Below are 26,849 nucleotides of genomic sequence, written 5' to 3' on the forward strand. Positions count from 1 at the left end.
CCCCCCGCCGGCCCCCCCCCCCGCCCCCCCGCACGCCCCCGGCGGGGGGGGGGCCCCGCCCCACGCCGGCGCGGGGACGGCTCTGCCGCCCGCCGCCGTCCCACGCCCCGGCATCGCCGAGGACATGGGCCGCGGCCACGGACAGGTCCATGGCGAGCTCGGCCGTGAGGTCGCGACCGGCGACCCCACGTACCCCGTCGGTGCCGAAGAGGCGACCCAACTTAACGCTTGCTGTACTGAGGGGCCTTACGGGCCTTCTTGAGGCCGTACTTCTTGCGCTCGGTGGCGCGGGCGTCACGGGTCAGGAAGCCGGCCTTCTTCAGCGGCGCCCGGTTGACCTCGACGTCCAGCGCGGTCAGCGCGCGGGACAGACCCATGCGCAGGGCACCGGCCTGACCGGTGACGCCGCCGCCGTTGATACGGGCGATGACGTCGAACTGCTCCTCGGCACCGAGCACCACGAAGGGCTCGTTGACGATCTGCTGGTGGACCTTGTTCGGGAAGTAGTTCTCCAGCGTGCGGCCGTTGATCGTCCACTTGCCGGTTCCCGGGACGATGCGCACCCGGGCGACGGATTCCTTGCGGCGGCCCGTGCCGTAGGAGTTACCGGTGGTGATGGGCTTGCGGACGGCGGCGTCAGTGCCGCCGGCAGTGGACTCGGAGGTGTACTCGGAGGGGAACTCCTCCGCGGAGTACGCTTCCTGATCGCCCTCGACGGGCGTCTCGACACCGGTGGGCTCAGCCACGGTTCTCCTCTAACTTTCCTACTCGGCGCCGGCCCTCGGCCGGCGCTGCTGGCGACAGGCTGCTACTGGGCGATCTGGGTGAGCTCGAAGGGCGTCGGCCGCTGAGCCTGGTGCGGGTGCTCGGAACCGGCGTAGACCTTGAGCTTCTTGATCATCTTCCGGCCCAGGGCGTTCTTCGGCAGCATGCCCTTCACGGCCTTCTCGACGGCACGGTCGGGACGCTTGTCCATCAGCTCGCCGTAGGTCATGGAGCGCAGCCCGCCCGGGTAGCCCGAGTGGCGGTACGCCTTCTTCTGCTCAAGCTTGTTGCCGGTCAGCGCGATCTTGTCGGCGTTGATGATGACGACGAAGTCACCGGTGTCGACATGATTGGCGAACGTCGGCTTGTGCTTACCGCGGAGCAGGATCGCGACGTGGCTGGCCAGCCGGCCGAGCACGATGTCGGTGGCGTCGATGATGTGCCACTGACGCTCGACTTCGGCAGGCTTGGGTGTGTACGTGCGCACGGTCGTATGCCTTCTTTGGTCGCGTCTTCGGCGCTGTCGGAGATGACAGCAACATGGTCGGTAGGTGCGGGCACACGACAGCCCGGACCTTCCGTCTCCAAAAAAGAGGAGATGACGCCGGACGCGCCGCGTATCGGTCTGCAGAGGAGACCAATTCGCACACAACGAACTAGCAGGATACCGGTGTGGATGAGTGCCGGTCAAAACGACATGACTCTACTCCGGTACCCCGGCAGTCTACCCGGGTCCGGCCCGTGCCCGGAGCCGCCTCGCCAGAGCCCGCTCACGGGGTCCACCCGCGACGCCCGCCGTACCGGCCCGCCCCGCGGTCTTTCTCACCGGGTCACCGGTCTTTCCCACCGGGTCGCACCGCCGGTCCGTCGGGCCGGTCACGCCCGATCCGCCGGGGCCGCCGGGGCCGCCGGAGACGTGGTTCACGGAATGGTTTTGATTCGTTCTCAATATTCCCTTCTTCCTCACCGCAAACATCTCTATCTTTGATAGCGGTATGTGGCAGCTTCCTCACACCCGGCACACCCAGCGAGCGCGGTTGCGCCGCCTGGGGGCGGTCGCGTGCCTGGTGGCCGTTCTGGTGGTCGGTTTCCTCATCGGCCGCAGCAGCCGCGAGAGCGAGGCCGCCGACCAGATCTACCTGGACAACACCGGCCCCAGGAGGGCCACCCCGACCAGCGGCGTGCTGGCGGGCCAGGTGGACGAGCAGCGTGCCCCGCTCGCCCGGGCCGTCCGCCCCACCGCCTCCCAGGACCCCACGGCCTCCCAGCACCGCCGTCCGCGCCCCTCGGCCACCCCCACCGGCCGCCGTACGGGCACGGGCGAGGACGGCCCCTCCCGCTACCTCCTCAACGGCGACGGCGTGGCCGTGCCCGCCCTCGGGGCGATGGAGCGGGAGGTCGTCCGCCTCGTCAACGTCGAGCGCAGGCGCGCCGGGTGCGGGCCGCTCAGGATCGACAGGAGACTGACGGCGTCGGCCAGGAGACACTCGGCCGGGATGGCGGCCCGCGGGGAGCTGTCGCACACCTCCCGCGGCGGCACCTCCCCCTGGGAGCGGATGGAGGCCGCCGGTTACCGCGACGGCGGCGCGGAGAACATCGGACGCGGCTACACCTCCTCCGACGAGGCCGTGCTCCACTGGATGAAGACCACCGGCCATCGCCGCAACATCCTCAACTGCGAGCTCAGGGCCACCGGCGTCGGAGCAGTCCAGGGGACCGACGGCCTCTGGTGGACCCAGGACTTCGGATACTCCTGAGGTTTCCGGCCCCGCTACAGGGCTACTCTCGGCGCATGGGTTTTCCCGTGGAGCCGCCGCGCCGCCGGCCTTACAACCAGCCCGACGCATCGCCGCCCGCAGAGGGCCAGCACTGGTTCGACCCCTCGACACGCAGCCGCCCCCCGGGTGCTCCCGGCGCCTCCGGGGGCCCTGGCGGTCCCGGCGCACCCGGAGGACCAGGAGGGCCAGGAGGGCCAGGCACCTCCGGAGGTCCCGGTGGGCCCCAAGGTCCCGGAAGGCCCGGAGGTCCCGGTGCGCCCCAAGGTCCCGGTGCGCCCGGCGCCTTCGGAGCTCCTGGAGGCCCCGAGGGCTTCGGGGCGCCCGAGGACCCCAGGGCCGCCGAGACGTCCGAGAGCCCGCGAGGCGCCCGGGGTTCGCGGGGCTCACGCGGCGCCTCGTCGCCCAAGGACCCCTCCTCGCGCAGGAGCCCGCAGCAGAAGCCGCCCCCGAAGATGTGGAGCCCCTACGACGAGGGCCCCCGCGCGCGCTATCCGATCTTCATCGCGGCCGGGGCGTTCGCCCTCCTGGTCGCCGGGGGCATCGGCCTGTCCATGCTGGCCAGATCCGACCCCGCGTCGGCGCCCGCCGAGGCGACCCCAACGGCGGACGATCCCGCGCTGCCGCCCGCCAAGGTGGCGGACGGCAAGTTCGGCTACGCCTCCTCGCGCGCCACGGACCCGCACCCCCTCGGCCTGGACGAGGTGTTCAAGCGCAAGAAGGTACGGGCCGGCGACCAGACCTACCTGATGACCACCCGCAGGCTCGACAAGAAGTGCGGCCAGGCGGTGGTGGGGACCAAGCTCCAGAAGGCGCTCACCGCGGCCAAGTGCACCCAGATGCTGCGCGCCAGCTTCCGCGACCCCTCGGGGAAGATCATCGGCACCGTGGGGGTCGCCAACCTCAAGACGTCGGCGGGAGCGTCCAAGGTCATCGCCGTCAAGTCCGGCAAGAAGCAGGAGGAGTACCTCAAGGCACTGCCGGGCAAGGACAAGGTCACCAAATTTCTCGGTTCGGGCGAGGCGTCGGTGGGCTACTGGACCCACGGGCACTACGCGATCCTCGTCTGGTTCCAGTACAAGGACGGCCATCTGCCGAAGAAGACCGAGGCCAAGAAGCTGAGCCAGACCGCGATCGCCGTGATGGACGCGACCGTCACGCCCGCGCTGGACTCGCGATCCCTGACCGGCGAACGGCCCTGACCAAGGAGCCATACCATCGTTTTCAGGGATGAATCCGGCAGACGATGCGGCCATACCCGCATGGCGATCTCTGGCTGTCGCTAGGCTTCGGCGTATGCGTGGCCAGGAATCCGGGTCCGATCAGCACCGTGAAACCGAGGGTCCGGCGGCACCGGCGACGCCACCGCCGAGTTTCGGCCGACCCTCACCGCACGTGCTGCGGGCCGAAGTCGCAGGTGACGAGCAGCCTTCGGACGCTTCCGCATGGCCGGAGCCGGCCCCGGGAGCGGTCCAGTCATGGACGGTCCCCGTGGACGACGGGGTCCCCTACGACTGGTACGCGCAACCGGAGGACGACCCGCCCTCCAGCTGGTCCGGCCCGCGGCCTCCCGTTCCTCCGGCCGGGCCGCAGCCTCCCCCCTCCCCGGCAGGACCGCAGCCTCCCGCTTTCCAGGCCGGTCCGCAGCCTCCGGCCCCCTCGGCCGGCTCACAGCCTCCCGCTCCCTTCGCCCCCGCCGCCCCGGCAGGACCGCACACCGAGCCCACCGGGCCCGCCGGGCTCACCGGACCCGCCTGGAGCGATCCCGCCGGCCGGTCCGGCGGCTCTGGCCCGCCGGGGACCTCCGCTCCCGGGAATCCCCCGGGGCCGGACCCGTCGGATCCCCTCGGCCCTCCCCGCCACGGCCTCGCGGGCCACGGCCCCCTGGGGTCAGGTCCCGCGGACCTCCTCGACTCCCCGGCTCCCGGCCACTCGGCCTCCGGCCCCTCACCCCTTCCCGGCTCCCCGCCCCCTTCAGGCTCTCCGGCACCCGGCCTCCCCGGCCACGGCCTCCCAGCCCCGGGTCTTCCCGGCCACGGCCCTTCCGGGGTCACCGGTCCCGCGGAGCCCGGTCGTGCGGGTCACGGCTCCGAGGGTCCCGCCTGGACCGGCTTCACCCGGCCGGAGCCGGCTCCTCCCGCGTGGATCAACTCCCCCACGCCCCCCGAGCCCACCCGCCCCGCCTGGCCCGCCCCGCCGGAGGGCTTCACGCCGTCGGCTCCCCTGAGCGCGCCCCCGCCGGGATTTCCGGTCTCACCGCCCGGCTCCGTCGACCTGCCGCCGTCCGGCCTCCAGAGCCCGCCGCCCGGCACGCCGAGCTTGTCGCCGGGCACCGTGCCGCCGCCCGGATCCGTGAGCCCCTCGCCCGGTTCCGTGAGCCCGCCGGAGGGGCGACCGCTCCCCGGGGGGCCCATCGTGCCCGGGGCGCCGCCCTGGCAGCCGCCTCCGGCCTTCACGGCCGCCGCCGCGGGCATGCAGGTCTGGTCCGCCTCCGGGCAGGAGCCCGCCCCCTGGCCCGCCGCGACCGGCGAGCCGGTATGGTCCGACCCCGACGAGACGCCCGGCCGCCCCGGGGAACCGGGAGACGTCGCCGTCTGGCCACCGGACGCCGCCCCGCCCGGAGAGACCGACGAGAGCACCGCCGACGTCCGCGGCTCCATGCCCGGCGCACCCGCCGGAACGGGACCCCGGGCACCCGGCAGAACGGGATCATCGGCGTCCGGTGCGCCGGATGCGCCCGTCGGGACAGGACCATCGGCACCCGGCGTGCCCGTCACCCCCGGCGCGACAGGACCGTGGGCGCCCGATACGTCCTTCACCTCCGGCGCGACAGGACCGTGGGTGCCCGATACGTCCGAAGGGCCGGCGCACGTTCCCGGTCACGCCGTCCCTCCCGAGCGGGGTGGACCGGCCCGGCAGAGCCCGGCGCTTCGGCAGGATCCGCCGATCACCTCGTCCCCCGCGGCCGGACCGGCCTCACCCGCACCCCCCACGGCCGGCCCCGCCTCACCCTCCACGCCGCCCGCCGCGCCCCCCTCCATGGCCGTCCCCTCCATGCCGCCCGCCGCGCCGCCTGCCGTGGCCGCCCCCTCCGCAGCCGCCACGACCGCTGCGCTTCCGACGGCGGAGCCGGTCACCCAGCCGGGCTCACAGCCGATCACCCAGCAGGGCCCCCAGCCCACGACACCCCTCGAACAGCCCACGCGCCCCTGGGCGGCCGGCCCGGCTCTGCCCGTTCCGCCACCGCCTCCGGTGGAGGAGGCGACCCCTCCGGGCGGCATTCCGCTCTTCCCCTCGCTGTCCACGCCCCCCACGCAGGCGGACGGCTCGCCGGACCCGGGCGCGAACGATCCCGCGATGGCGCGCGGCCCGTTCACGCCGCTCTCGGCGTTCACCCCCGAACCCCCGCCCCCCGCCCCCGCACCGGCCCGTAGCCGGGCGAGCACGGTGCTGCTCGCGGCCGTGGTCGCGGTCGTGGTGATCGGCATCGGCACCGGGGCCTTCCTGGCCTACCGCTCCTTCAACACCGGACAGGCGGCGAGCGCGGCGGATCCGGTCCTCACCCCCGGAGAGGCCGAGACCGGCGACGACCCGAACCTCGCCTCCGAGCCGGAGCCCGTCAACACCACGGTGCTCAACTCCGAGAGGACCGACCCGGGGACGGTGAGCGTGGCCGACGCCTTCGTCAAGAAGGTGACCGTGGCCGGAGCCACGTTCACCCGGGTCAAGACCGACGTGGCCGAGCAGTGCCAGAAGGCCGCGGCGGGCAGATTCGCCGACACCCTGCGCGGCCAGGACTGCCGCCGGGTGCTGCGGGCGACGTACGTGGACGGCAAGCGCAGGTACGCCGTGACCACCGGGATCGCCGTGCTGCCGACCCGGGAGTCCGCGATCGCGGCCGACCGGGCCAAGAACCTGGAGAACAACCTCTGGTTCCGCGGCCTGCCCGCCGCCTCGGGCAGCGGGGCCGAACGGGTGCACATCGCGGGCGGCTACGCGGCCGGGATGGTGTGGGGCCGCTACATCGTCTTCAGCTACGCCACCTTCAGCGACGGTCACACCCCGACCGCCAAGGAGAAGGCCCTCGCCAAGGTCAGCGGGGCCTTCCGCGACCAGACCGCGAAGGTCGTCGAACGGCGCGTCACGAACTGAGCGCCACGAACCGCGCGTCACAGGCCGGGCCTCATGAGCCGGGCGCCGTGAGCCCGGCGCGACGAACCGGACGTCACGAACCCGGCGTCATGGGCTCGGCCTCCTGAACCGAACCTCGTGAACCGAGCCTCACGAGCCAAGCTTCACGAGCCGGGCGTCATGGGCCGGGCGTCATGGACCTGGCCTCACGAATCGAGCGCGTCACCAAACCGGCACCATGGGCCGAGCCGGATGAACCGGGCGTCACGAGCCGAGCGTGCGTACCCGGCGGGTCTCGGCGGCCCGCCGGGCGAGCTCGGGAGCGTCGGGGTATTCGACCCGTTCGAGACAGAGCCCGTGCGCCGGTGCGACGTGCACCCAGGAGTCGCGTACGGCCCGGGCCAGCACCCCCGCCGGCCAGTCGGTCCCGAGCCGCCCCTCGCCCACCGGCAGCAGCGACCCCACGAGCGCCCGGACCATGGAGTGGCAGAAGGCGTCGGCCACCACGGTCGCGACGACGAGATCGTCCCGCCGCACCCAGTCCAGGCGCTGCAGCTCGCGGATGGTGGTCGCGCCCTCGCGTCTCTTGCAGAAGGCGGCGAAGTCGTGCTCGCCGAGAAGGGCGGCGGCGGCCTCGTTCAGCCTCTCCACGTCCAGGGGACGGCTGTACCAGAGGACCTCCCGGCGGCGGAGGGGGTCAGGCCCGCCCGGGGCGTCGGAGACCCGGTAGGCGTACCGCCGCGACAGTGCCGAGAACCGGGCGTCGAACCCCTCGGGAGCCACGGTGACGCGATGCACGCGCACGTCCGGGGGCAGGACCCCGCCCAGCCTCCTGCGGAGCGAGGAGAGCCGCTCGTCGAGGCTCGCCGCGACCGGGTCCGCCGGGTCCCTGCGGCGGTCGCGGCCGTCCAGCACGGCCAGCGCGTCCGCCTCCAGGTCCACGTGGGCCACCTGGCCCCGGGCGTGCACGCCGGCGTCCGTCCGCCCCGCCACGGTCAGCGACGGAGGCTCGGGAAGGCGCAGGATCGTGCCGAGTGCCCCCTCGATCTCCCCCTGGACCGTACGCCGCCCCGGTTGCCTGGCCCAGCCGGAGAAGTCGGTGCCCTCGTAGGCGAGATCCAGCCGTAGCCGTACCACGGTGTTCCTTCCTGCGCCTGGCCCGACCTCCAGGAACGAGAACGGGCCCGGCGCCCCCGTGCGGAGGGTGCCGAGCCCGTTCACCGGACCTGAGAGATCAGGCGTCGTTCTTCTTGGCCTCGGTCTCACCGGCGGGAGCCTCGGTCGTCTCCGCGTTCTCCCCGGAGTCCTTCGGCTGCTCGGCGGTGTCGGCCTCGGTCGCCTCGGCCTGCTCGGCCTTGGTCTCCTCGGACTCCGTCGCTTCGGCCTTCGGGGTCTCCTGCGCGGCGGGCTTCGGCGCGGCGGCCGGCCTGGCGGCGGTCTGGCCGACCTTGACCTGGTTCAGCGGCTCGGACACCAGCTCGATCACGGCCATGGGGGCGGCGTCGCCCTTACGCATACCGATCTTGGTGATGCGGGTGTAGCCACCGGGACGCTCGGCGAAGGTGGGGGCGATCTCGGTGAAGAGGTGGTGGACCACACTCTTGTCCTTGACGACCGTCAGCACCTGGCGGCGGTTGTGCATGTCGCCGCGCTTGGCCTTGGTGATCAGCTTCTCCGCCACCGGGCGCAGACGCCTGGCCTTGGCCACGGTGGTCTTGATCCGGCCGTGCTGGAACAGCTGGGTGGCGAGGTTCGCCAGGATCAGTCGCTCGTGGGCCGGGCTGCCGCCGAGACGGGCACCCTTGCTGGGCCTGGGCATAACGTTCTCCTTGGGAGTGGAACCGCCCCGGCCGTACGAGGTACCGGGGTCGGGCCGGGGGCCGATGGGCCCCCGTCATCGTGAAACACGTGAAACGCGCGAAACCCGCCCGTCCGCCGGGCCGGTGCGGGCACCGGTCCGGCGGGAGGCGAGGGTCAGTACTGCTCGGTCTCGACGTAGGCGCTGTCGTCGTCGTCGTAGCCGCCGCCGGCCACCGCGCTCGGGTCGAACCCGGGCGGGGAGTCCTTGAGGGCCAGCGTCATCTCGTGCAGCTTCTGCTTGACCTCTTCGATGGACTTGGCACCGAAGTTCCTTATGTCGAGGAGGTCCTGCTCGCTGCGGGCCACGAGCTCACCCACGGTGTGGATGCCCTCGCGCTTGAGGCAGTTGTAGGAGCGGACCGTGAGGTTCAGCTCCTCGATCGGCAGCGCCAGGTCGGCGGCCAGGGCCTGGTCGGTCAGCGACGGGCCGATGTCGATGCCCTCGGCCTCGACGTTCAGCTCGCGGGCCAGGCCGAACAGCTCGACCAGGGTCTTGCCGGCGGAGGCCACCGCGTCGCGGGGCTTCATGCACGGCTTGGTCTCGACGTCCAGGATCAGACGGTCGAAGTCGGTGCGCTGCTCGACACGGGTCGCCTCGACCTTGTAGGTGACCTTGAGGACCGGCGAGTAGATGGAGTCGATCGGGATACGGCCGATCTCCTGGCCCGGCTGCTTGTTCTGCGCGGCGGAGACGTAGCCGCGACCGCGCTCGACGGTCAGCTCCATCTCCAGCTTCGCCTTGCCGTTCAGGGTGGCGATGCGCAGCTCGGGGTTGTGCACCTCGACACCGGCCGGGGGCGCGATGTCGGCGGCGGTGACGTCACCGGGGCCCTGCTTGCGCAGGTACATCACCACGGGCTCGTCGTGCTCGGAGGAGACGACCAGTTCCTTGAGGTTCAGGATGATGTCGGTGACATCCTCCTTGACGCCCGGCACGGTGGTGAACTCGTGCAGCACGCCCTCGATGCGGATGCTGGTCACGGCCGCGCCCGGGATGGACGACAGCAGCGTGCGCCGCAGCGAGTTGCCGATGGTGTAGCCGAAACCCGGCTCCAGCGGCTCGACGATGAACTTGGACCTGGTCTCCTCGATGGACTCCTCGAGGAGGGAGGGACGCTGAGCGATCAGCATGTGGATCTCCCTTGGACGGCGACGCCCGCTATTTGACGTCGCTCTGAACAACAGCGTAGGTGCCGTACGGCACGAGGCCGCACGGCACCGACAGAGCCGCTACTTGGAGTAGAGCTCGACGATCAACTGCTCCTGGACCTGGGTGTCGATCTGCTGACGGACCGGGAGCTGGTGGACCAGGACGCGCAGCGCGTCCGGGACGACGCCCAGCCACGCCGGGTACGTCTTGTCACCGGCGGTGGCGCGGGCCACCTCGTAGGGCAGCAGGTTGCGCGACTTCTCGCGGACCTCGACGATGTCGTGCTCGCGCACCCGGTACGACGGGATGTCGACCTTCTTGCCGTTCACCAGAATGTGCCCGTGACGGACCTGCTGGCGGGCGGCGTCGCGCGACTCGGCGAAACCGGCGCGGTAGACCACGTTGTCGAGACGGCTCTCCAGGATCTGGAGGAGGTTCTCGCCGGTCTTGCCGGTCTTGCGGTTGGCTTCCTCGTAGTAGTTGTGGAACTGCTTCTCGAGGACGCCGTAGATGCGGCGGGTCTTCTGCTTCTCCCGGAGCTGGAGCTGGTACTCCGACTCCTTGGGACGAGCGCGGCCGTGCTCACCCGGCGGGTAAGGACGGATCTCGATGGGGCACTTGGCGGACTCACACTTCTTGCCCTTGAGGAAGAGCTTGGTCTTCTCCCTGCGGCAGAGCTTGCAGTCCGCACCCGTGTAACGAGCCATTTTCTATCTTCTCCTGGGCGTCAGACGCGACGGCGCTTGGGCGGGCGGCAGCCGTTGTGCGGCACGGGGGTGACGTCCTGGATGGATCCGACCTCGAGCCCGGTCGCCTGAAGCGAGCGGATCGCGGTCTCACGGCCGGAGCCGGGACCCTTGACGAAGACGTCGACCTTGCGCATGCCGTGCTCCATCGCGCGGCGGGCGGCGTTCTCCGCGGCCATCTGCGCGGCGAACGGGGTGGACTTACGAGAGCCCTTGAACCCGACGTGGCCGGCGCTGGCCCAGGAGATCACGTTCCCACTCGGGTCGGTGATCGAGACGATCGTGTTGTTGAACGTGCTCTTGATGTGGGCGTGCCCGTGAGCGACGTTCTTCTTTTCCTTGCGACGCACCTTCTTGGGTGCGCCCTGGCGGCTCTTAGGAGGCATTCTGTGCCTTCACTCCTGAGGTGGTCGGTCCTGCGGCTACGCGGACTACTTCTTACCGGGCTTCTTCTTGCCGGCCACGGTCTTCTTCTTGCCCTTACGGGTACGCGCGTTGGTCTGCGTGCGCTGACCGTGCACGGGAAGGCCACGGCGGTGCCGGATGCCCTGGTAGCACTGAATCTCGATCTTGCGGCGGATGTCGGCCTGAACCTCGCGACGGAGGTCACCCTCGATCTTGTAGTTCGCCTCGATGTAGTCACGCAGCGGGACGAGTTCCTCGTCCGTGAGCTGGTGAACACGGAGGTCGCCGTTCACGCCGGTGGCCTTGAGGGTTTCGAGCGCACGGGTGCGGCCGATTCCGAAAATGTAGGTGAGAGCGATCTCCAGCCGCTTGTCGCGGGGGAGATCCACACCAGCAAGGCGAGCCATGGTGGGGCATTCTCCTTCGTTGTGACGGAGGTCCTGCGCCTCGCTTCCCCTCCCCATGCCCGGGGTGAGGGCCCCGGCCTCCGACCGGGGGTCTCCTGCGGGGTACGGCGTGAGCCGCCTGCGCAGGTGCGAGACGCGTGTACGTTGACGGCCCCACATGGGTCGAGTCCGCTACCTGGAGCGGACTCTCGCGGGGCCTGCTGGAGCGACTTAGCCCTGGCGCTGCTTGTGGCGCAGGTTGTCGCAGATCACCATGACGCGACCGTGCCGGCGAATCACCTTGCACTTGTCACAGATCTTCTTGACGCTCGGCTTGACCTTCATAGTCCTATTCGTCCCTCAGACGCTTACTTGTATCGGTAGACGATCCGCCCACGACTGAGGTCGTAGGGGCTCAGTTCGACGACAACCCTGTCGTCAGGAAGGATCCGGATGTAGTGCATCCGCATCCTCCCGCTGATGTGGGCCAGGACCTTATGGCCGTTGTCGAGTTGCACCCTGAACATCGCGTTCGGGAGCGACTCAACCACAGTGCCCTCGATCTCGATGGCGCCGTCTTTCTTGGCCATGTCCCTCGCGTTTCACTGATCGGTCGTCTGAGGCTTCGGAACACTACGCAGCCGCGACCCAGCGCTTCGATGAGAGCGACGGTTGCGACACCGTCGATGCGCATTGGTCATAGTGAACCGAAAAAGGAGTGTACGGCACCGGGCGAGGAAATGCGAAACACACGGCCGGTACCTTGACACAACCGCTACATAGGATACCGCAGATCCCGTAAGGGATGGACGGCGCGGCTCGGCGCGCGGGCTACCCGCGCCCTCATTGTGGCACGTCCCGCCTGGTCAGGCCAGTACCCACGTCGCTTCCGGGCCGGGCATCCCCCCGGGGCGGTCCGGGCGACGGCCCCGCGGATGCGGCCGCCGGCACGCCCCCGGCGCGTACGCGGGAAAGCCCCCGGTGAGAGGTCACCGGGGGCTCGTCGCGGTCGGCTCCGGGGCCCGGGACCTGCCGCGTCCCCGCGGGAGTCCCGGATCTCGTCGTTCATCGCCGTCTAGAAGGCGTCGCCCCAGCGGCCGCAGTCGTCGAACTTGTTGTCGCCCTCGCAGACCCGGATCTTGAAGTCGTCGAAGCCGTTGCTCTTCTTGAAGCCGCCGAACCTGTCGAGGTGCGAGCGGCCGAAGGTGCTGAAGACCTTGGTGTGGGAGCCGAAGCGGTCGTGCCACTTGAACCACACGTAGCTGCGGTCGCGGTCACGGTCGCGGTCGAACAGGTCGCCGTAGAACCAGTAGCGGCCGCTGTCCTTGGTCCAGTACCCCTTGAAGTACGAGCGCCTGCCGAAGCCCTCGCCCTTGCCGAAGCCGGAGTGGTAGGGGCCGAAGAAGTGCTTGCCGGAGACCTGGGTCTCCTGGACGGCGGCGGCCGTGGCCGGGGCGGCGGAGGCGCTCGCCGCGGGGGCGGCGGCCACGGCGGCGGCCAGCGAACCGGCGAGGGCGGCTCCGGCGAGAAGGGTGCGCATCGTGCTCATCGTCATGCTCCTGTGCGGTGGAGGTGTTGCCGTTCGGACACCTCGAACACTAGGAAGATCCGGCGAACCCTTCTGCGCAGGAATACGCACTCACGCCGCAGAGTGCACTATTACGACTTCTCCGACCCCTTCCACGGCTTCGCCCCCTGGGTGAGCGTGGACATCAGCAACACCACACCCCAGGGCCCCATCACCCACAGCGGCCAGGGGTAGGGGAAGTCCAGCCCTGAGGTCACACCGACGATGAGCCAGATCATCCAGTTGATGCCGCTGGCCATCGCCCAGACGGCCCAGGCGGACCTCATGCCCTTGTCCGCGGGCGTCGCGCCCGCGGCCCCGGCGGCACGCTGCGGGGCCCTGGAGGGGGTCTCGGGGAGGCTGCGCAGGTCGACCTCGGGAAGGTCGGAGGTGAGGGTGGCCAGCTCCCCATAGGTCTTGCTGGTGTAGAGCTGCTCCAGACGGTCGTCGAACTCCTCGGTGGTCAGTCGTCCCTGGGCGTAGTGCTCCCTCAGGACCGAGGCGACCTTGTCGCGGTCCCCGTCGGAGGCTCGCATCTCAGGACCGGACGGCATGTCAACCACATCCACTCAGCATCGGGCCGGAACTAGCCCGCGTTTCCCAACAGGTCGGCAAGCCGCGCCTCTCCCCCGTCGAGCGCGGTCAGTACCCAAGGACCATTATGTGTCACGGCGACGCTGTGTTCGAAGTGCGCGGACATCTTGCCGTCGACGGTCACCACGGTCCAGTCGTCGGCCAGCACCTTGGTCCGGTCCGTGCCCAGATTGACCATGGGTTCGACGGCGAAGCACATCCCCGGCTCGAACTTCGGGCCCCGCCCCGGCTTGCCGTGGTTGGCCACCCAGGGGTCCATGTGCATCTCGGTGCCGATGCCGTGCCCCCCGTACTCCTGCGGGATGCCGTAGCGCCCCTGGGAGCGGACGTAGCGCTCCACCTCGTGCCCGATGTCGGACAGGTGGCGGCCCACGGTGAGCGCGGCGATGCCCCGCCACATGGCCTCCTCGGTGACCCGCATCAGCTCGGTCAGCTCGGGGGCCACCTCGCCGACCGGCACGGTCACGGCCGAGTCGCCGTGCCAGCCGTCCAGGATGGCGCCGCAGTCGATCGAGATGATGTCGCCCTCCCGCAGCTCGCGGCTGTCACTCGGGATGCCGTGCACGACCTCGTGGTTGACCGAGGCGCAGATCGTGGCGGGAAAACCCTGGTAGCCCTTGAACGAGGGGATCGCCCCCTCGTCCCGGATGGCCTTCTCGGCGATCGCGTCGAGATCCAGGGGCGTCATGCCCGGCCGGATGCTCTCGCGCAGCAGGTTCAGGGTCCTGCCGACCACCAGGCCGGCCGCCCGCATCTTGTCGAGCTGCTCGGGCGTCTTCATCTGGATTCCGTGCTTGTTCTTCTTGAACAACCTGCACACCCCCTGGGGTGACTCAACGGGCGGATCGGGACCCCAATTCCCCCGATTCTGCCCTAAATGACAGCACGCCACCCATGAGAAACCATGGGTGGCGTGCAGGGCGCACATATCGCGTCCGACGTGTCGTCAGCCCGCGTAGGGGCTCAGAGCCTCCATCGCGCGCCGGGTGACCTCCTCCACCGGACCGGTGGCGTCCACGCCGACCAGGATGCCCTCGCCGGCGTAGAAGGAGACCAGCGGAGCGGTCTGCTCCTGGTAGACCTCCAGGCGGTGCCTGACGGTCTCCTCCTTGTCGTCGTCACGCTGGTAGAGCCGTCCGTCGCAGGCGTCGCAGACGTCGTCCTTCTTGTCGTCGAAGTCGACGTGCCAGATACGGCCGCACTGGCTGCAGGTGCGGCGGCCGGCGAGCCTGCGCACGACCTCCTCGTCGTCGACCACGAGTTCCAGGACGAGGTCCAGCGCGGCTCCGAACTCGGCGAGGATCTTCTTCAGGATCTCGGCCTGGGGCACGTTCCTGGGGAAGCCGTCGAGCAGGAAACCGTCCTGCGCGTCCTTCTCGGCGAGACGGTCGCGGACCATCGCGATGGTGACCTCGTCGGGCACGAGGTCGCCGCGGTCCATGTATTCCTTGGCAAGCTTGCCGAGCTCCGTGCCGCCCGAGACGTTGGCGCGGAAGATGTCACCTGTCGAAATCTTCGGGATCGACAGGTTCGATGCGACGAACTGGGCCTGTGTCCCCTTACCCGCTCCGGGGGGCCCGACCAGGACGAGGCGCACTACTTCAGGAAACCTTCATAGTTACGCTGCTGCAGCTGGCTCTCGATCTGCTTCACGGTGTCAAGGCCGACACCAACCATGATCAGAATGCTCGTCCCTCCGAACGGGAAGTTCTGACTCGCGCCGACGAGCGCCAGCGCGACGATCGGCACCATGGAGATCAGGCCCAGATACAGCGCGCCGGGAGCGGTGAGTCGCGTGAGCACGAAGTTCAAGTACTCAGCAGTCGGGCGCCCCGGGCGGATGCCCGGGATGAACCCACCGTACTTCTTCATGTTGTCGGCGACCTCAACGGGGTTGAAGGTAATCGACACGTAGAAGTAGGTGAAGAAGACGATCAGCAGGAAGAACGTGATCATGTACGTCGGGGTGGTGCCGCCGCCGCCGAACTCCTGGTTGATCCACTGGATGATCGGGTGCGGCTCGCTCTGGGTGTTCGAGAAGAGCGTGGTGATCAGCTGCGGCAGGTACAGCAACGACGAGGCGAAGATGACCGGGATGATGCCGGCCTGGTTGACCTTGAGCGGGATGTAGGTGGAGGTCCCCCCGTACATCCGGCGGCCGACCATGCGCTTGGCGTACTGCACCGGGATCCGGCGCTGGGCCTGCTCCACCATCACGACCAGGGCGATCATCGCGATACCGACGACGATGACCACGGCGAAGACGAAGGCGCCCTTCTGGCGGGCGATGTTCAGCAGCTCGGACGGGAAGACCGCGATGACCTGCGTGAAGATCAGGATCGACATGCCGTTGCCGATGCCGCGGTCGGTGATCAGCTCGCCCAGCCACATGACCACGGCGGTGCCGGCGGTCATGGTCAGCACCATCGTGACGATGGCGAAGACGTTGTCCTTGTCGAGCAGGATCTCCTCGCGGCACTGCGGGAACAGCTGTCCGCTGCGCGCCAGCGCCACGAAGGCGGTCGACTGGAGAACGGCCAGCCCGACCGTGAGGTAACGGGTGTACTGCGTGATCTTGGTCTGCCCGGCCTGGCCCTCCTTCTTGAGGGCCTCCAGCCTCGGGATCACCACGACCAGCAGCTGCAGGATGATGCTCGCGGTGATGTAGGGCATGATGCCGAGGGCGAACACTGAAAGTTTCAGAAGTGCGCCACCGCTGAACAGCTGCACCATTCCGTAGATGTTGCCCGCGTCCCCCGCCTGCGCCTGGGTGAGACAACGACTGATGTTCTCGGTATGCACACCCGGGGTAGGCAGAACCGAACCAAGTCGGAACAGCGCGATGATGCCCAAGGTGAAGAGCAGCTTCTTACGCAGGTCCGGCGTACGGAACGCTCGGGTGAATGCGGTCAGCACGGTCCCTCCTGCGCGCCTGAAAGGCGAGGTCGGTCAGCGATGGTGCGGGGGTGTTCCATCTTTGCCATATCCAGTCAATGAGCCCGTGGAAATGAGTCGAGGCCCACTGTCCAGCGAACTCTAACGCACTACGGGCGCGGGAGCCCATTGCGAGCCCCCGCGCCACGTGATGATGACACCTACAGCTCGGAGACGGAGCCCCCGGCAGCAGCGATCTTGTCCTTGGCGGACGAGGAGAACGCGTGCGCCTCCACGTTCAACGCCACGGACAGGTCGCCGGTTCCCAGCACCTTGACGAGCTGGTTCTTGCGGACCGCGCCCTTGGCGACGAGCGTCTCCACGGTGACGTCGCCACCGTCGGGGAACAGCTCGCCGAGCCTGTCGAGGTTGACGACCTGGTAGGTCGTCTTGAACAGGGCGTTGGAGAAGCCCTTCATCTTGGGCAGGCGCCGCTGCAGCGGGACCTGACCACCCTCGAAGCCCAGGGGAACCTTGTTCCTGGCCCTCGTACCCTTGGTGCCACGACCCGAGGTCTTGCCCTTGGACGCCTCGCCGCGGCCCTTGCGGACCTTCGACTTGTTGGCGCCGGGGGCCGGACGCAGGTGGTGGATGCGGAGCGGAGTGTTCTCTGCCATGTCTAGTCGACCTCTTCCACGGTGACGAGGTGCGTCACCACGGTGACCATGCCACGGATCTCCGGGCGGTCCTCCTTGACGACGACGTCACCGATTCGCTTCAGACCGAGCGAGCGCAGCGAGTCACGCTGGTTCTGCTTGCCGCCGATCTTCGAGCGGACCTGGGTGATCTTCAGGCGTGCCATCTGTCAGCTCACCGCCTTCGCGGCCGCGGCCTCCGCGAGACCCTCGGCGCGAGCCCTGAGCATCGCCTTGGGGGCCACGTCCTCGATCGGCAGGCCACGACGGGCCGCGATCTCCTCGGGCCTGCTGAGGCCCTTCAGAGCCGCCACGGTGGCGTGCACGATGTTGATCGGGTTGTCCGAGCCGAGCGACTTGGACAGCACGTCGTGGATGCCCGCGCACTCCAGCACGGCGCGCACCGGGCCACCGGCGATGACGCCGGTACCGGGCGAGGCCGGACGCAGGAAGACGACGCCGGCGGCCTCTTCGCCCTGCACGATGTGCGGGATGGTGCCCTGGATGCGGGGGACCCTGAAGAAGTTCTTCTTGGCCTCCTCGACACCCTTGGCGATCGCCGCGGGCACTTCCTTGGCCTTGCCGTAGCCGACGCCGACCATGCCGTTGCCGTCACCGACGATGACGAGGGCGGTGAAGCTGAAGCGACGACCACCCTTCACGACCTTGGCCACTCGGTTGATCTTCACGACGCGCTCGATGTACGAGACGCCCTTGTCAGCGTTGCCACCGCGGCGGTCGTCACGACGACCGTCACGCCGCTCGCCACCGGCGGCGCCACCGCGACGCGGAGCTCCAGCCATTAGTGGTTCCTCTTCTCATTCGTAAGACGGGCCATCGGTTGCGGTCCTCGGAAAGGAGTCATCAGAACTCCAGTCCGCCTTCGCGGGCGCTGTCTGCCAGCGCCGCGATACGGCCCGCGTAGCGGTTGCCACCCCGGTCGAACACGACCGCGGTGATTCCGGCCGCCTTGGCCCGCTGAGCGAGAAGCTCGCCGACCTGCTTGGCCTTGTCGGTCTTGGCGCCCTCGGCCGAGCGCAGCGAGGCGTCCATGGTGGACGCGCTCACCAGCGTGTGGCCCTGGGCGTCGTCGACGATCTGCACGAAGAGGTGCCTCGTGGAGCGGTTGACGACCAGACGGGGGCGTGTGGCCGTACCGACCACCTTCTTGCGGACTCGGCCGTGGCGGCGGGCCCGCGAGAGGGTGCGGGCGGCCGTGTGCTTGCCGAACGCAGTCTTGCCAGCCATGCCTACTTACCAGCCTTTCCGACCTTGCGGCGGATAACTTCACCCTGGTAACGCACACCCTTGCCCTTGTACGGGTCGGGCTTGCGCAACTTGCGGATGTTCGCGGCGATCTCGCCGACCTTCTGCTTGTCGATGCCGTCCACGTGGAACAGGGTCGGCCTCTCGACGCGGAAGGTGACGCCCTCGGGGGCGTTGACGATCACCGGGTGACTGAAACCGAGAGCGAACTCGAGCTGAGTCGGGCTCTTGGCCTGGACGCGGTAACCGACACCGACGATCTCCAGGGTCTTGGAGTACCCCTGGGTGACACCGGTCACCATGTTGGCGACCAGGGTGCGGGACAGGCCGTGCAGCGCACGGACCTTGTTCTCGTCGTTGGGGCGGGTGACGGAGAGGTTCCCGTCGTCGCCCTTGGCGATCGCGATGGGTTCCACGACCGTGTGTGAAAGTGTGCCCTTAGGACCCTTGACCGTGACGTCCCGGCCGTCGATGGCGACGTCCACTCCGTTCGGTACGGGGATGGGCAGCCGTCCGATTCTTGACATGCTGTTCGTTCTCCCCTCTACCAAACGAAGGCGAGGACTTCCCCGCCCACTCCACGCTTGCCGGCCTGCTTGTCCGTCATGAGACCGCCGGACGTCGAGATGATCGCGACGCCCAGTCCACCCAGGACTCGGGGCAGGTTGTCCTTCTTTGCATAGACCCGCAGGCCGGGCTTGGAAACCCGGCGCAGGCCCGCGAGCGACCGCTCACGGCTCGGCCCGAACTTGAGCTCCACCACGAGGTTCTTCCCGACCTTGGCGTCTTCGACGGTCCAGGCCTGGATGTATCCCTCCTGCTGGAGGATCTCGGCGATGTGCGCCTTGATCTTCGAGTACGGCATCGCCACGCTGTCGTGGTACGCCGAGTTCGCGTTTCGCAGACGCGTCAGCATGTCTGCGATCGGGTCGGTCATCGTCATGGCCGGTGGCCTTCCTCACCGCGGTTTCCACAGGGGACCTACGGTGCGGTCATGGGCGCTTCGATCAGCGCCCGGTGAGTATCGAGATTCTATGTGGGGCCGGGGACCGCGCGGACCCGTGAGGACACGGGACCGCGCGGATCGCTACCAGCTCGACTTGGTGATGCCGGGCAGCTCGCCCCGGTGCGCCATCTCGCGGAAGCAGATGCGGCACAGGCCGAACTTCCTGTAGACGGCGCGGGGACGGCCACAGCGCGAGCAACGGGTGTAGCCCCGGACCTCGAACTTGGCCTTGCGAGCAGCCTTGACCTTGAGCGACGTCTTCGCCATGATCAGGCCTCCTTGAACGGGAATCCGAGCTGCTTCAGCAGCGCCCGGCCCTGGTCGTCGGTCTTAGCGGTGGTCACGACCGTGATGTCCATGCCCCGCTGACGGTCGACCTTGTCCTGGTCGATCTCGTGGAACATGACCTGCTCGGTGAGACCGAAGGTGTAGTTGCCGTTACCGTCGAACTGCTTGGGCGACAGGCCCCGGAAGTCACGGATACGGGGCAGCGCCAGCGAGAGCAGCCGGTCGAGGAACTCCCACATGCGGTCACCGCGGAGCGTGACGTGCGCACCGATCGGCATGCCCTCGCGCAGCTTGAACTGGGCGATGGACTTGCGGGCGCGGACGACCGCCGGCTTCTGACCGGTGATCACGGTGAGGTCGCGGACGGCGCCTTCGATCAGCTTCGAGTCGCGCGCGGCCTCGCCGACGCCCATGTTCACCTTGATCTTGGTGATCGTGGGCACCAGCATGATGTTCTCGAACCCGAACTCCTCGTTCAGCTTCGCGATGATCTCTTCGCGGTAGCGCTGCTTGAGGCGCGGAAGGGCCCGCTGCTCGTTCTCGGTGGTGTTGGCGGTCATCACTTGTCCCCACCCGTCTCGTCGGAGGCGGCCTGGGCCGGCTCGGTCTCGGCGGGCTTGTCGTCCTTGGCGGGCTCGGCCTCGTCCTTGGCGTCCTTGGAGGCCTTGGCGGGCTTGTCGTTCTTCGCCTCGTCCTTGGCGTCCTTGGTGGCCTTCGAGGACTTGGCGGGCTTCGCCTCGTCCTTCTTGCCGTCCTTGGGCTTGGCCTCGTCGTCCTTGAGCTTCTTGACGTTGCTCACGTGGATGGAGGCCTCCATGGTCTGCACGCCGCCGCTCTTGGCGCCGCGCGGACCCTGGTTGGTCTCCTTCGTGTGCTTCTTGACCATGTTGACGCCCTCGACCACCACGCGCTCGTCACGCGGGTGGGCGGCGATCACACGACCCTTGGCACCCTTGTCCTTGCCGGCGATGACCAGCACCAGGTCGCCCTTTTTGACATGCAGCTTCGGCATTACAACACCTCCGGCGCGAGCGAGATGATCCGCATGAACTTCTTGTCACGCAGCTCACGTCCGACGGGACCGAAGATGCGAGTGCCCCGCGGGTCGCCGCTGTCCTTGATGATGACGGCGGCGTTCTCGTCGAAGCGGATGTAGGAGCCGTCGGGCCGGCGGCGCTCCTTGACAGTACGGACGATGACGGCCTTGACCACATCGCCCTTCTTCACGGTGCCGCCCGGGATGGCGTCCTTGACCGTGGCGACGATGATGTCGCCGATTCCCGCGTAGCGCCGGCCCGAGCCACCGAGCACACGGATGCAAAGGACTTCCTTCGCACCGGTGTTGTCGGCGACCTTGAGCCGCGACTCCTGCTGGATCACTTGAACTCCTGTTTGTCTCGCCGGTTCTCACCCTCGGGTGAGCCTTGCGGAACCTGCTGGGTCTTTGTCCTGCGGCCACAGCCCTCGCGGACCGCGGCCGAGGCGGGGCGGAGATGGCTCCGCCCCCTTGGACGCCGTCGTGGGGGGTGACACCGTCACCCCCCACGAGGCGTGTGGCCTACTTGGCCTTCTCGAGGATCTCGATGACGCGCCAGCGCTTGCTGGCCGACAGCGGCCGGGTCTCCATCAGGAGAACGCGGTCGCCGACGCCACAGTCGTTGGCCTCGTCGTGCGCCTTGTACTTGGTCGTCCTGCGGATGACCTTGCCGTACAGGGGGTGCTTGACGCGGTCCTCGACGGCGACCACGACAGTCTTGTCCATCTTGTCACTGACGACCAGACCCTCGCGGGTCTTGCGGTAGTTCCGCGACTCGGTCGTGCTCTCAGTGCTTTCGGTGGTCTCTACGGCCTCAGCCATCGATCGACTCCTTCTCTACCGTGACGATTCCGAGCTCCCGCTCGCGCATCACCGTGTAGATACGGGCGATCTCGCGGCGAACGGCGCGTAGCCGCCCGTGGCTCTCCAACTGGCCGGTCGCGGCCTGGAAGCGGAGGTTGAACAGCTCCTCCTTGGCTTCCTTCAGCTTCGTGACCAGGGTGTCCTGGTCCTCCACCCGCAGCTCACCGGCGGTCAGGCCCTTAGCCATCACGCCTCACCCACTTCACGCTTGACGAACCGGCACTTCATCGGCAGCTTGTGCATCGCACGCCGCAGGGCTTCGCGAGCCACCGGCTCGGCGACACCCGACAGCTCGAACATGACGCGGCCGGGCTTGACGTTGGCGATCCACCACTCCGGCGAACCCTTACCGGAACCCATGCGGGTCTCGGCGGGCTTCTTGGTGAGGGGACGGTCCGGGTAGATGTTGATCCAGACCTTTCCGCCACGCTTGATGTGACGGGTCATCGCGATACGAGCCGACTCGATCTGGCGGTTGGTCACGTAGGAGTGCTCAAGCGCCTGAATGCCGAACTCGCCGAACACGACCCTGGTGCCGCCCTTGGCGGCTCCGTGACGGTCGGGCCGGTGCTGCTTGCGGTGCTTGACCCTGCGCGGGATCAGCATGGTCAGCTCCCTTCAGCACCCGGCTGCGCAGCCGGGCCGGTCTCGGGGGCGGCCTGCGAGGCCGCCTCGTTCCTGGGTGCGGCCGGAGCCGCGGCACGGTCACCACGACCGGCACCGGCGCCACCGGCACCGCCGCCACGACGGGCGCCACCGGCGCCGCCGCCACGACGGGGACGGTCGCCGCCGCCGCCACCGGCACCGGGGCCACGACGGTCGTCGCGGTCACGGCGCTGGCCGGCGCGGGCGCCCGCGGCGGCCGCCTCGCGCTCGGCGCGGCTGGTCGGGGCCTCACCCTTGTAGATCCACACCTTCACACCGATACGGCCGAAGGTGGTACGGGCCTCGTACAGGCCGTAGTCGATGTCCGCGCGGAGCGTGTGCAGGGGCACGCGGCCCTCGCGGTAGAACTCCGAACGGGACATCTCGGCGCCGCCGAGACGACCCGAGCACTGCACCCGGATGCCCTTGGCGCCGCTCTTCATCGCCGACTGCATCGCCTTGCGCATGGCACGACGGAACGAGACACGGCTGGAGAGCTGCTCCGCCACACCCTGGGCGACGAGCTGAGCGTCGATCTCAGGGTTCTTGACCTCGAGGATGTTCAGCTGGACCTGCTTCTTGGTCAGCTTCTCGAGGTCACCGCGGATCCGGTCCGCCTCGGCGCCGCGGCGGCCGATGACGATGCCCGGACGGGCGGTGTGAATGTCGACCTGTACCCGGTCGGTGGTCCGCTCGATCTCCACCTTGGAGATGCCGGCCCGCTCCATGCCCTTCTTGAGCATTCGGCGGATCGCCACGTCCTCGGCCACGTACGACTTGTAGAGCTTGTCGGCATACCACCGGCTCTTGAAGTCGGTCGTGATGCCGAGGCGGAACCCGTGCGGGTTGACCTTCTGACCCACTAGCGGGTCCTCCCCTTCGGCTCGCGGGACTCCACGATCACGGTGATGTGGCTGGTCCGCTTGTTGATCCGATAGGCGCGACCCTGGGCGCGGGGACGAAACCGCTTCAGCGTCGGGCCCTCGTCGACCCAGGCACGGCTCACGAAGAGCGTCTCCCGGTCGAGCTTGAAGTTGTGCTCCGCGTTGGCAATGGCGCTGGACAGCACCTTGTACACGGTCTCGCTCGCCGACTGGGGAGCGAACTGCAGCACGGCCTGCGCCTCCGAAGCGGGCAGCCCGCGAATGAGGTCCACCACGCGGCGGGCCTTCATGGGCGTGTGGCGCGCGAACCGCGCCTGAGCCCTGGCTTCCATCGCTTACTCCTCTTACCTTCTGCTTCGTGTCGGTCGGGTCCGTCTCGCCCGGTGGTGGCCGCCACGGCTCTCGCCGTGCGGCCGTCTGCGGGCGGGACGAGCCCTCCCTGTGAGGCGCTCTATCGCCGGCTGCGGCGGTCTTCCTTGACGTGGCTGCGGAAGGTTCGCGTCGGGGCGAACTCACCGAGCTTGTGGCCGATCATCGACTCGGTGACGAACACCGGGACGTGCTTGCGGCCGTCGTGAACGGCGATCGTGTGACCGAGCATGTCGGGCACGATCATGGAGCGCCGCGACCACGTCTTGATGACGTTTTTGGTGCCCTTCTCGTTCTGGACATCCACCTTCTTCTGAAGGTGGTCGTCCACGAAGGGACCCTTCTTGAGGCTACGTGGCATTTTGGCTGCTCCTACCGCTTCTTCCGCTTGGTACGACGGCGGATGATCAGCCGGTCGCTGGCCTTGTTCGCCGCACGAGTACGACCCTCGGGCTTGCCCTTGGGGTTGACGGGGTGACGACCGCCGGAGGTCTTACCCTCACCACCACCGTGCGGGTGGTCGACCGGGTTCATCGCGACACCGCGGACGGTGGGGCGCTTGCCCTTCCACCGCATGCGTCCGGCCTTACCCCAGTTGATGTTCGCCTGCTCGGCGTTGCCGACCTGGCCGATGGAGGCCCGGCAGCGGACGTCGACCTGGCGCATCTCACCGGAGGGCATACGCAGCGTGGCGTACTGCCCCTCCTTCGCCAGGAGCTGGATCTGCGCGCCGGCGGACCGGCCCAGCTTGGCGCCGCCGCCCGGACGGAGCTCCACCGCGTGGATGAAGGTACCGGTCGGGATGTTGCGCAGCGGCAGGCAGTTGCCCGGCTTGATGTCGGCCGTGGGGCCGTTCTCGATGTTGTCGCCCTGCCTGAGGCCGGTGGGGCAGAGGATGTAGCGCTTCTCCCCGTCGGCGTAGTGCAGCAGCGCGATACGGGACGTGCGGTTCGGGTCGTACTCGATGTGAGCGACCTTGGCCGGGATCCCGTCCTTGTCGTGACGCCGGAAATCGATGATCCGGTAGGCGCGCTTGTGGCCACCGCCCTGGTGACGGGTGGTGACACGGCCGTGGACGTTACGGCCACCCTTGCTGTGCAGGGGTGCAAGCAGCGACTTCTCGGGTGTGCTGCGCGTGATCTCGGCAAAGTCCGAGACGCTGGCGCCGCGTCGACCCGGGGTCGTCGGCTTGAGTTTACGGATGCCCATCTTTTTCGTTCATCCTTCGTCGGTTAATCCGGTCGAATGCCCCTCACCGGCTGGTGAGGGGCTTTCTCCCTGTACGTACTGAGCGAGCGCGTCAGCCGATCTGACCGAAGATGTCGATCCGGTCGCCCTCGACCAGGCTGACGATCGCCCGCTTGGTCGCGGGGCGCTGGCCGTAGCCGAACCTGGTCCGCTTGCGCTTGCCCTGGCGGTTGATGGTGTTGACGCTGGCCACCTTGACACCGAAGATCTTCTCTACGGCGATCTTGACCTGCGTCTTGTTGGCCGTCTTCCGCACCAGGAACGTGTACTTGTTGTGCTCGTCGATCAGGCCGTAGCTCTTCTCGGAGACCACCGGCTTGATGATGATGTCGCGCGGGTCGGCGATCTTCTCCATCAGGCGTCTTCCTTCCCGCTCTTGCTCAGGCGGGCCACGACCTGGTCGTAGGCCGCCTGGGTGAAGACGACATCGTCGTAGCAGAGCACGTCGTAGGTGTTGAGCTGCCCGGCGTCCAGCAGGTGGACCTCGGGAGCGTTGCGCAGGCTCAGCCAGGTGAGCTCGTCGCCCTCGTCGACCACGACGAGGACGCTACGGGCCTTGGTGATCCTGCGAAGCGACTCGAGAGCCGCCTTGGTCGCCGGGGTCTCCCCCGCGACGAAACCGTTGACCACGTGAACGCGGCCACCGGTCGCCCGGTCGGACAGGGCACCGCGCAGGGCGGCGGCCTTCATCTTCTTGGGAGTCTTCTGCGAGTAGTCCCGCGGAACCGGGCCGTGGACGACGCCACCGCCGGCGAACTGCGGGGCGCGGGTCGAGCCCTGACGGGCGCGGCCGGTGCCCTTCTGGCGGTACGGCTTCTTGCCGCCGCCGCGGACCTCGCCACGGGTCTTGGCCTTGTGGGTGCCCTGCCGGCGAGCGGCGAGCTGGGCCACGACGACCTGGTGGATCAGCGGGATGTTGACCTTCGTGCCGAAGATGTCCTCCGGCAGGTCGACGGTCCCGGCCTTGTCGCCGCTCACGTCGAGGACGTCAATGGTGCTCACTTGGCAGCCCCCTTCTTGGCGGCGGTGCGGACCAGGACAAGGCTGCCGTTGGCGCCGGGGATCGCACCCTTGATCAGGATGAGGCCCCTCTCGGCGTCGATGGCGTGAACCTTGAGGCTCTGGATGGTCGTGCGGACGTTGCCCATCCGGCCGGCCATGCGGACGCCCTTGAAGACGCGGCCCGGGGTGGCGCAGCCACCGATGGAACCCGGCGAACGGTGCTTGCGCTGCGTACCGTGAGAGGCGCCCAGGCCCTTGAAGCCGTGGCGCTTCATGACGCCGGCGAAGCCCTTGCCCTTGCTCTTGCCCGTCACGTCGACGAACTGGCCGGCCTCGAAGGTGTCGGCGGAGAGCTCCTGGCCCAGGGTGTAGTCACCGGCGTCGTCGGTGCGAATCTCCGCGAAGTAACGGCGCGGGGTGATGTCGTGCTTGCGCAGGTAGTCGCCGAGCGGCTTGTTGACCTTCCGTGGGTCGACCTGCCCGAAGCCCAGCTGAACGGCGGAGTAGCCGTCCTTCTCGGGGGTGCGGACGCGGGTCACGACGCACGGACCGGCCTCGACGACGGTCACCGGGACCATCCGGTTGTCCGCGTCGAAGACCTGGGTCATGCCGAGCTTCTTGCCCAGGACACCCTTGATCTGCTTAGCCATGTCAGTGCGTTCCCTCAGAGCTTGATCGAGATGTCGACGCCGGCCGGAAGGTCGAGCCGCATGAGCGAGTCGACGGTCTTGGGCGTCGGGTCGATGATGTCAATGAGCCGCTTGTGCGTGCGCATCTCAAAGTGCTCGCGGCTGTCCTTGTACTTGTGCGGCGAGCGGATGACGCAGTACACGTTCTTCTCGGTCGGCAGCGGCACCGGGCCCGCGACCTTGGCGCCAGTCCGTGTCACCGTCTCGACGATCTTCTTGGCCGAAACGTCGATGACCTCGTGGTCATAGGCCTTGAGCCGAATGCGGATCTTCTGTCCCGCCATAATGGCCTCGGTGTCCTTCGCTGTCGTCTGAAAAAGTTACGTGCGGCCTGTTGCCGCTGTGCATGTGGGGCGGGTCCGCCTCGCGGCGTCCCCTCCACCTCGTACGGAAGCCCGTGTCCCCCGTGAAGGGGGCGTTCTCCGCACGTCCCACGTAGCAGACGCTGTGAGTCTGCGCTTTCTTCCGTGATCTGGCAGTCACTTCGGCAGATCTTCCGGCCGAAGCCACTGCGAGATCACGGTTCGTGGGTCCTGCCGGGGTGGGGGGCCGGGGGGGGGGGGGCGCGCGGGGGGGGGGGGGGGGGGGGGGGGGGGGGGGGGGG

Annotated in this window: 39 protein-coding genes and 1 pseudogene; 3 read left to right on the forward strand and 37 right to left on the reverse strand. The window is 68.7% G+C overall.

The genetic code is table 11. The annotated features are described in order from the left end of the window. Positions 1 to 221: 221 nt before the first annotated feature. Together rpsI and rplM are read right to left on the reverse strand one after the other, a co-directional pair. Positions 222 to 746, reverse strand: a complete 525-nt coding sequence (gene rpsI, locus ACLQ2R_RS23865) for a 30S ribosomal protein S9 (RefSeq protein WP_344889966.1) — start codon at positions 744 to 746, stop codon at positions 222 to 224. A 62-nt stretch (positions 747 to 808) separates the two neighbouring features. Then, positions 809 to 1,252: a 50S ribosomal protein L13 gene (rplM, locus tag ACLQ2R_RS23870; RefSeq protein ID WP_425962735.1), complete on the reverse strand. Its 444-nt coding sequence runs from the start codon at positions 1,250 to 1,252 to the stop codon at positions 809 to 811. Positions 1,253 to 1,760: 508 nt separating this feature from the next. Here rplM and ACLQ2R_RS23875 point away from each other — a divergent pair. Together ACLQ2R_RS23875 and ACLQ2R_RS23880 are read left to right on the forward strand one after the other, a co-directional pair. Then, entirely contained in the window at positions 1,761 to 2,522 is a 762-nt protein-coding gene (locus ACLQ2R_RS23875; RefSeq protein WP_425962737.1) for a CAP domain-containing protein, read from the forward strand. Positions 2,523 to 2,995: 473 nt separating this feature from the next. Next, the gene (locus ACLQ2R_RS23880; protein WP_425962739.1) at positions 2,996 to 3,742 is read left to right on the forward strand and encodes a hypothetical protein; all 747 of its coding nucleotides are present in this window, start codon (positions 2,996 to 2,998) and stop codon (positions 3,740 to 3,742) included. Between the two features lie 879 nt (positions 3,743 to 4,621). Here ACLQ2R_RS23880 and ACLQ2R_RS23885 read toward each other — a convergent pair. After that, positions 4,622 to 5,200 carry a hypothetical protein gene (locus ACLQ2R_RS23885; protein ID WP_425962741.1) on the reverse strand — a complete coding sequence of 193 codons (579 nt, stop codon included), beginning with the start codon at positions 5,198 to 5,200 and terminating at the stop codon, positions 4,622 to 4,624. A 379-nt stretch (positions 5,201 to 5,579) separates the two neighbouring features. Between ACLQ2R_RS23885 and ACLQ2R_RS23890 the strand changes: the two genes are divergently transcribed. Further along, positions 5,580 to 6,692, forward strand: coding sequence for a hypothetical protein (locus ACLQ2R_RS23890; RefSeq protein WP_425962743.1), 1,113 nt, complete (start codon positions 5,580 to 5,582; stop codon positions 6,690 to 6,692). 243 nt (positions 6,693 to 6,935) lie between these two features. Here the strand turns inward: ACLQ2R_RS23890 and truA are convergent, their stop codons facing one another. The 34 genes and pseudogenes from truA to rpsJ all read right to left on the reverse strand — a co-directional run bounded on the left by truA (position 6,936) and on the right by rpsJ (position 26,529). Then, positions 6,936 to 7,808, reverse strand: a complete 873-nt coding sequence (truA, locus tag ACLQ2R_RS23895; protein WP_425962745.1) for a tRNA pseudouridine(38-40) synthase TruA — start codon at positions 7,806 to 7,808, stop codon at positions 6,936 to 6,938. Between the two features lie 97 nt (positions 7,809 to 7,905). Next, positions 7,906 to 8,490, reverse strand: coding sequence for a 50S ribosomal protein L17 (rplQ, locus tag ACLQ2R_RS23900; protein WP_425962747.1), 585 nt, complete (start codon positions 8,488 to 8,490; stop codon positions 7,906 to 7,908). Between the two features lie 155 nt (positions 8,491 to 8,645). Next, positions 8,646 to 9,662, reverse strand: coding sequence for a DNA-directed RNA polymerase subunit alpha (locus ACLQ2R_RS23905; protein WP_386236538.1), 1,017 nt, complete (start codon positions 9,660 to 9,662; stop codon positions 8,646 to 8,648). A 99-nt stretch (positions 9,663 to 9,761) separates the two neighbouring features. After that, a complete protein-coding gene (gene rpsD / locus ACLQ2R_RS23910; protein WP_386236540.1) occupies positions 9,762 to 10,388 on the reverse strand; it encodes a 30S ribosomal protein S4 in 627 nt (208 codons plus the stop codon). A 20-nt stretch (positions 10,389 to 10,408) separates the two neighbouring features. Then, complete coding sequence (rpsK, locus tag ACLQ2R_RS23915) at positions 10,409 to 10,813, reverse strand: 30S ribosomal protein S11 (RefSeq protein WP_012887860.1); 405 nt, start codon at positions 10,811 to 10,813, stop codon at positions 10,409 to 10,411. A 45-nt stretch (positions 10,814 to 10,858) separates the two neighbouring features. Further along, positions 10,859 to 11,239: a 30S ribosomal protein S13 gene (rpsM, locus tag ACLQ2R_RS23920; RefSeq protein WP_344889992.1), complete on the reverse strand. Its 381-nt coding sequence runs from the start codon at positions 11,237 to 11,239 to the stop codon at positions 10,859 to 10,861. A gap of 210 nt (positions 11,240 to 11,449) precedes the next feature. Next, the gene (gene rpmJ, locus ACLQ2R_RS23925) at positions 11,450 to 11,563 is read right to left on the reverse strand and encodes a 50S ribosomal protein L36 (protein ID WP_003956441.1); all 114 of its coding nucleotides are present in this window, start codon (positions 11,561 to 11,563) and stop codon (positions 11,450 to 11,452) included. Between the two features lie 23 nt (positions 11,564 to 11,586). Further along, complete coding sequence (infA, locus tag ACLQ2R_RS23930) at positions 11,587 to 11,808, reverse strand: translation initiation factor IF-1 (protein ID WP_012887858.1); 222 nt, start codon at positions 11,806 to 11,808, stop codon at positions 11,587 to 11,589. 485 nt (positions 11,809 to 12,293) lie between these two features. Continuing rightward, the gene (locus ACLQ2R_RS23935; RefSeq protein WP_425962752.1) at positions 12,294 to 12,767 is read right to left on the reverse strand and encodes a hypothetical protein; all 474 of its coding nucleotides are present in this window, start codon (positions 12,765 to 12,767) and stop codon (positions 12,294 to 12,296) included. Positions 12,768 to 12,877: 110 nt separating this feature from the next. Beyond that, positions 12,878 to 13,321 carry a DUF1707 SHOCT-like domain-containing protein gene (locus ACLQ2R_RS23940; protein ID WP_425962754.1) on the reverse strand — a complete coding sequence of 148 codons (444 nt, stop codon included), beginning with the start codon at positions 13,319 to 13,321 and terminating at the stop codon, positions 12,878 to 12,880. Between the two features lie 50 nt (positions 13,322 to 13,371). Next, positions 13,372 to 14,190 (reverse strand): type I methionyl aminopeptidase, encoded by an 819-nt coding sequence (map, locus tag ACLQ2R_RS23945; protein ID WP_425962755.1) that lies wholly within the window; start codon positions 14,188 to 14,190, stop codon positions 13,372 to 13,374. A 135-nt stretch (positions 14,191 to 14,325) separates the two neighbouring features. Beyond that, positions 14,326 to 14,976, reverse strand: coding sequence for an adenylate kinase (locus tag ACLQ2R_RS23950; protein ID WP_362815124.1), 651 nt, complete (start codon positions 14,974 to 14,976; stop codon positions 14,326 to 14,328). After that, positions 14,976 to 16,295, reverse strand: a complete 1,320-nt coding sequence (gene secY, locus ACLQ2R_RS23955; RefSeq protein ID WP_386236550.1) for a preprotein translocase subunit SecY — start codon at positions 16,293 to 16,295, stop codon at positions 14,976 to 14,978. Before secY ends, ACLQ2R_RS23950 begins: the two co-directional genes overlap by 1 nt. Positions 16,296 to 16,474: 179 nt before the next feature. Next, on the reverse strand, positions 16,475 to 16,930 hold the full coding sequence (gene rplO / locus ACLQ2R_RS23960) for a 50S ribosomal protein L15 (protein ID WP_386236552.1): 456 nt from the start codon (positions 16,928 to 16,930) through the stop codon (positions 16,475 to 16,477). A 2-nt stretch (positions 16,931 to 16,932) separates the two neighbouring features. Beyond that, positions 16,933 to 17,115 carry a 50S ribosomal protein L30 gene (rpmD, locus tag ACLQ2R_RS23965; RefSeq protein WP_012887849.1) on the reverse strand — a complete coding sequence of 61 codons (183 nt, stop codon included), beginning with the start codon at positions 17,113 to 17,115 and terminating at the stop codon, positions 16,933 to 16,935. A 3-nt stretch (positions 17,116 to 17,118) separates the two neighbouring features. Beyond that, complete coding sequence (gene rpsE, locus ACLQ2R_RS23970) at positions 17,119 to 17,751, reverse strand: 30S ribosomal protein S5 (protein WP_425962757.1); 633 nt, start codon at positions 17,749 to 17,751, stop codon at positions 17,119 to 17,121. Between the two features lie 61 nt (positions 17,752 to 17,812). Next, positions 17,813 to 18,196 (reverse strand): 50S ribosomal protein L18, encoded by a 384-nt coding sequence (rplR, locus tag ACLQ2R_RS23975; RefSeq protein ID WP_425962758.1) that lies wholly within the window; start codon positions 18,194 to 18,196, stop codon positions 17,813 to 17,815. A gap of 2 nt (positions 18,197 to 18,198) precedes the next feature. Beyond that, positions 18,199 to 18,741, reverse strand: a complete 543-nt coding sequence (gene rplF / locus ACLQ2R_RS23980; RefSeq protein WP_425962759.1) for a 50S ribosomal protein L6 — start codon at positions 18,739 to 18,741, stop codon at positions 18,199 to 18,201. A 17-nt stretch (positions 18,742 to 18,758) separates the two neighbouring features. After that, positions 18,759 to 19,157, reverse strand: a complete 399-nt coding sequence (gene rpsH / locus ACLQ2R_RS23985) for a 30S ribosomal protein S8 (RefSeq protein ID WP_030912900.1) — start codon at positions 19,155 to 19,157, stop codon at positions 18,759 to 18,761. Positions 19,158 to 19,301: 144 nt separating this feature from the next. Next, the gene (locus ACLQ2R_RS23990; protein WP_386264924.1) at positions 19,302 to 19,487 is read right to left on the reverse strand and encodes a type Z 30S ribosomal protein S14; all 186 of its coding nucleotides are present in this window, start codon (positions 19,485 to 19,487) and stop codon (positions 19,302 to 19,304) included. Between the two features lie 2 nt (positions 19,488 to 19,489). Continuing rightward, positions 19,490 to 20,068 carry a 50S ribosomal protein L5 gene (gene rplE / locus ACLQ2R_RS23995; protein ID WP_362815134.1) on the reverse strand — a complete coding sequence of 193 codons (579 nt, stop codon included), beginning with the start codon at positions 20,066 to 20,068 and terminating at the stop codon, positions 19,490 to 19,492. A gap of 182 nt (positions 20,069 to 20,250) precedes the next feature. Next, a pseudogene (rplX, locus tag ACLQ2R_RS24000) lies at positions 20,251 to 20,511 on the reverse strand (50S ribosomal protein L24); the annotation flags it as partial. 8 nt (positions 20,512 to 20,519) lie between these two features. Continuing rightward, complete coding sequence (gene rplN, locus ACLQ2R_RS24005; protein ID WP_012887841.1) at positions 20,520 to 20,888, reverse strand: 50S ribosomal protein L14; 369 nt, start codon at positions 20,886 to 20,888, stop codon at positions 20,520 to 20,522. Between the two features lie 178 nt (positions 20,889 to 21,066). Continuing rightward, complete coding sequence (gene rpsQ / locus ACLQ2R_RS24010) at positions 21,067 to 21,366, reverse strand: 30S ribosomal protein S17 (RefSeq protein ID WP_425962761.1); 300 nt, start codon at positions 21,364 to 21,366, stop codon at positions 21,067 to 21,069. Next, positions 21,359 to 21,595: a 50S ribosomal protein L29 gene (gene rpmC, locus ACLQ2R_RS24015; protein ID WP_030912909.1), complete on the reverse strand. Its 237-nt coding sequence runs from the start codon at positions 21,593 to 21,595 to the stop codon at positions 21,359 to 21,361. The genes rpsQ and rpmC overlap by 8 nt, the downstream gene beginning before the upstream one ends. After that, positions 21,595 to 22,014, reverse strand: coding sequence for a 50S ribosomal protein L16 (gene rplP, locus ACLQ2R_RS24020; RefSeq protein WP_012887838.1), 420 nt, complete (start codon positions 22,012 to 22,014; stop codon positions 21,595 to 21,597). Before rplP ends, rpmC begins: the two co-directional genes overlap by 1 nt. Positions 22,015 to 22,016: 2 nt before the next feature. Then, complete coding sequence (gene rpsC / locus ACLQ2R_RS24025; RefSeq protein WP_425962763.1) at positions 22,017 to 22,916, reverse strand: 30S ribosomal protein S3; 900 nt, start codon at positions 22,914 to 22,916, stop codon at positions 22,017 to 22,019. Then, positions 22,916 to 23,269, reverse strand: coding sequence for a 50S ribosomal protein L22 (gene rplV / locus ACLQ2R_RS24030; protein ID WP_344890035.1), 354 nt, complete (start codon positions 23,267 to 23,269; stop codon positions 22,916 to 22,918). The genes rpsC and rplV overlap by 1 nt, the downstream gene beginning before the upstream one ends. A 119-nt stretch (positions 23,270 to 23,388) precedes the next feature. Continuing rightward, complete coding sequence (gene rpsS / locus ACLQ2R_RS24035) at positions 23,389 to 23,667, reverse strand: 30S ribosomal protein S19 (protein WP_012887835.1); 279 nt, start codon at positions 23,665 to 23,667, stop codon at positions 23,389 to 23,391. Between the two features lie 11 nt (positions 23,668 to 23,678). Then, positions 23,679 to 24,515, reverse strand: coding sequence for a 50S ribosomal protein L2 (gene rplB, locus ACLQ2R_RS24040; RefSeq protein WP_362815143.1), 837 nt, complete (start codon positions 24,513 to 24,515; stop codon positions 23,679 to 23,681). Between the two features lie 91 nt (positions 24,516 to 24,606). Further along, complete coding sequence (gene rplW, locus ACLQ2R_RS24045; RefSeq protein ID WP_030912923.1) at positions 24,607 to 24,909, reverse strand: 50S ribosomal protein L23; 303 nt, start codon at positions 24,907 to 24,909, stop codon at positions 24,607 to 24,609. Beyond that, positions 24,909 to 25,556: a 50S ribosomal protein L4 gene (rplD, locus tag ACLQ2R_RS24050; protein ID WP_386236563.1), complete on the reverse strand. Its 648-nt coding sequence runs from the start codon at positions 25,554 to 25,556 to the stop codon at positions 24,909 to 24,911. The genes rplW and rplD overlap by 1 nt, the downstream gene beginning before the upstream one ends. Beyond that, a complete protein-coding gene (rplC, locus tag ACLQ2R_RS24055) occupies positions 25,553 to 26,206 on the reverse strand; it encodes a 50S ribosomal protein L3 (RefSeq protein ID WP_425962764.1) in 654 nt (217 codons plus the stop codon). Before rplC ends, rplD begins: the two co-directional genes overlap by 4 nt. Positions 26,207 to 26,220: 14 nt before the next feature. After that, a complete protein-coding gene (gene rpsJ / locus ACLQ2R_RS24060; protein WP_030912931.1) occupies positions 26,221 to 26,529 on the reverse strand; it encodes a 30S ribosomal protein S10 in 309 nt (102 codons plus the stop codon). Between the last annotated feature and the right edge of the window lie 320 nt (positions 26,530 to 26,849).

The organism is Streptosporangium sp. DT93, from assembly GCF_049844535.1.
In the GTDB taxonomy this organism is placed as follows: domain Bacteria; phylum Actinomycetota; class Actinomycetes; order Streptosporangiales; family Streptosporangiaceae; genus Streptosporangium.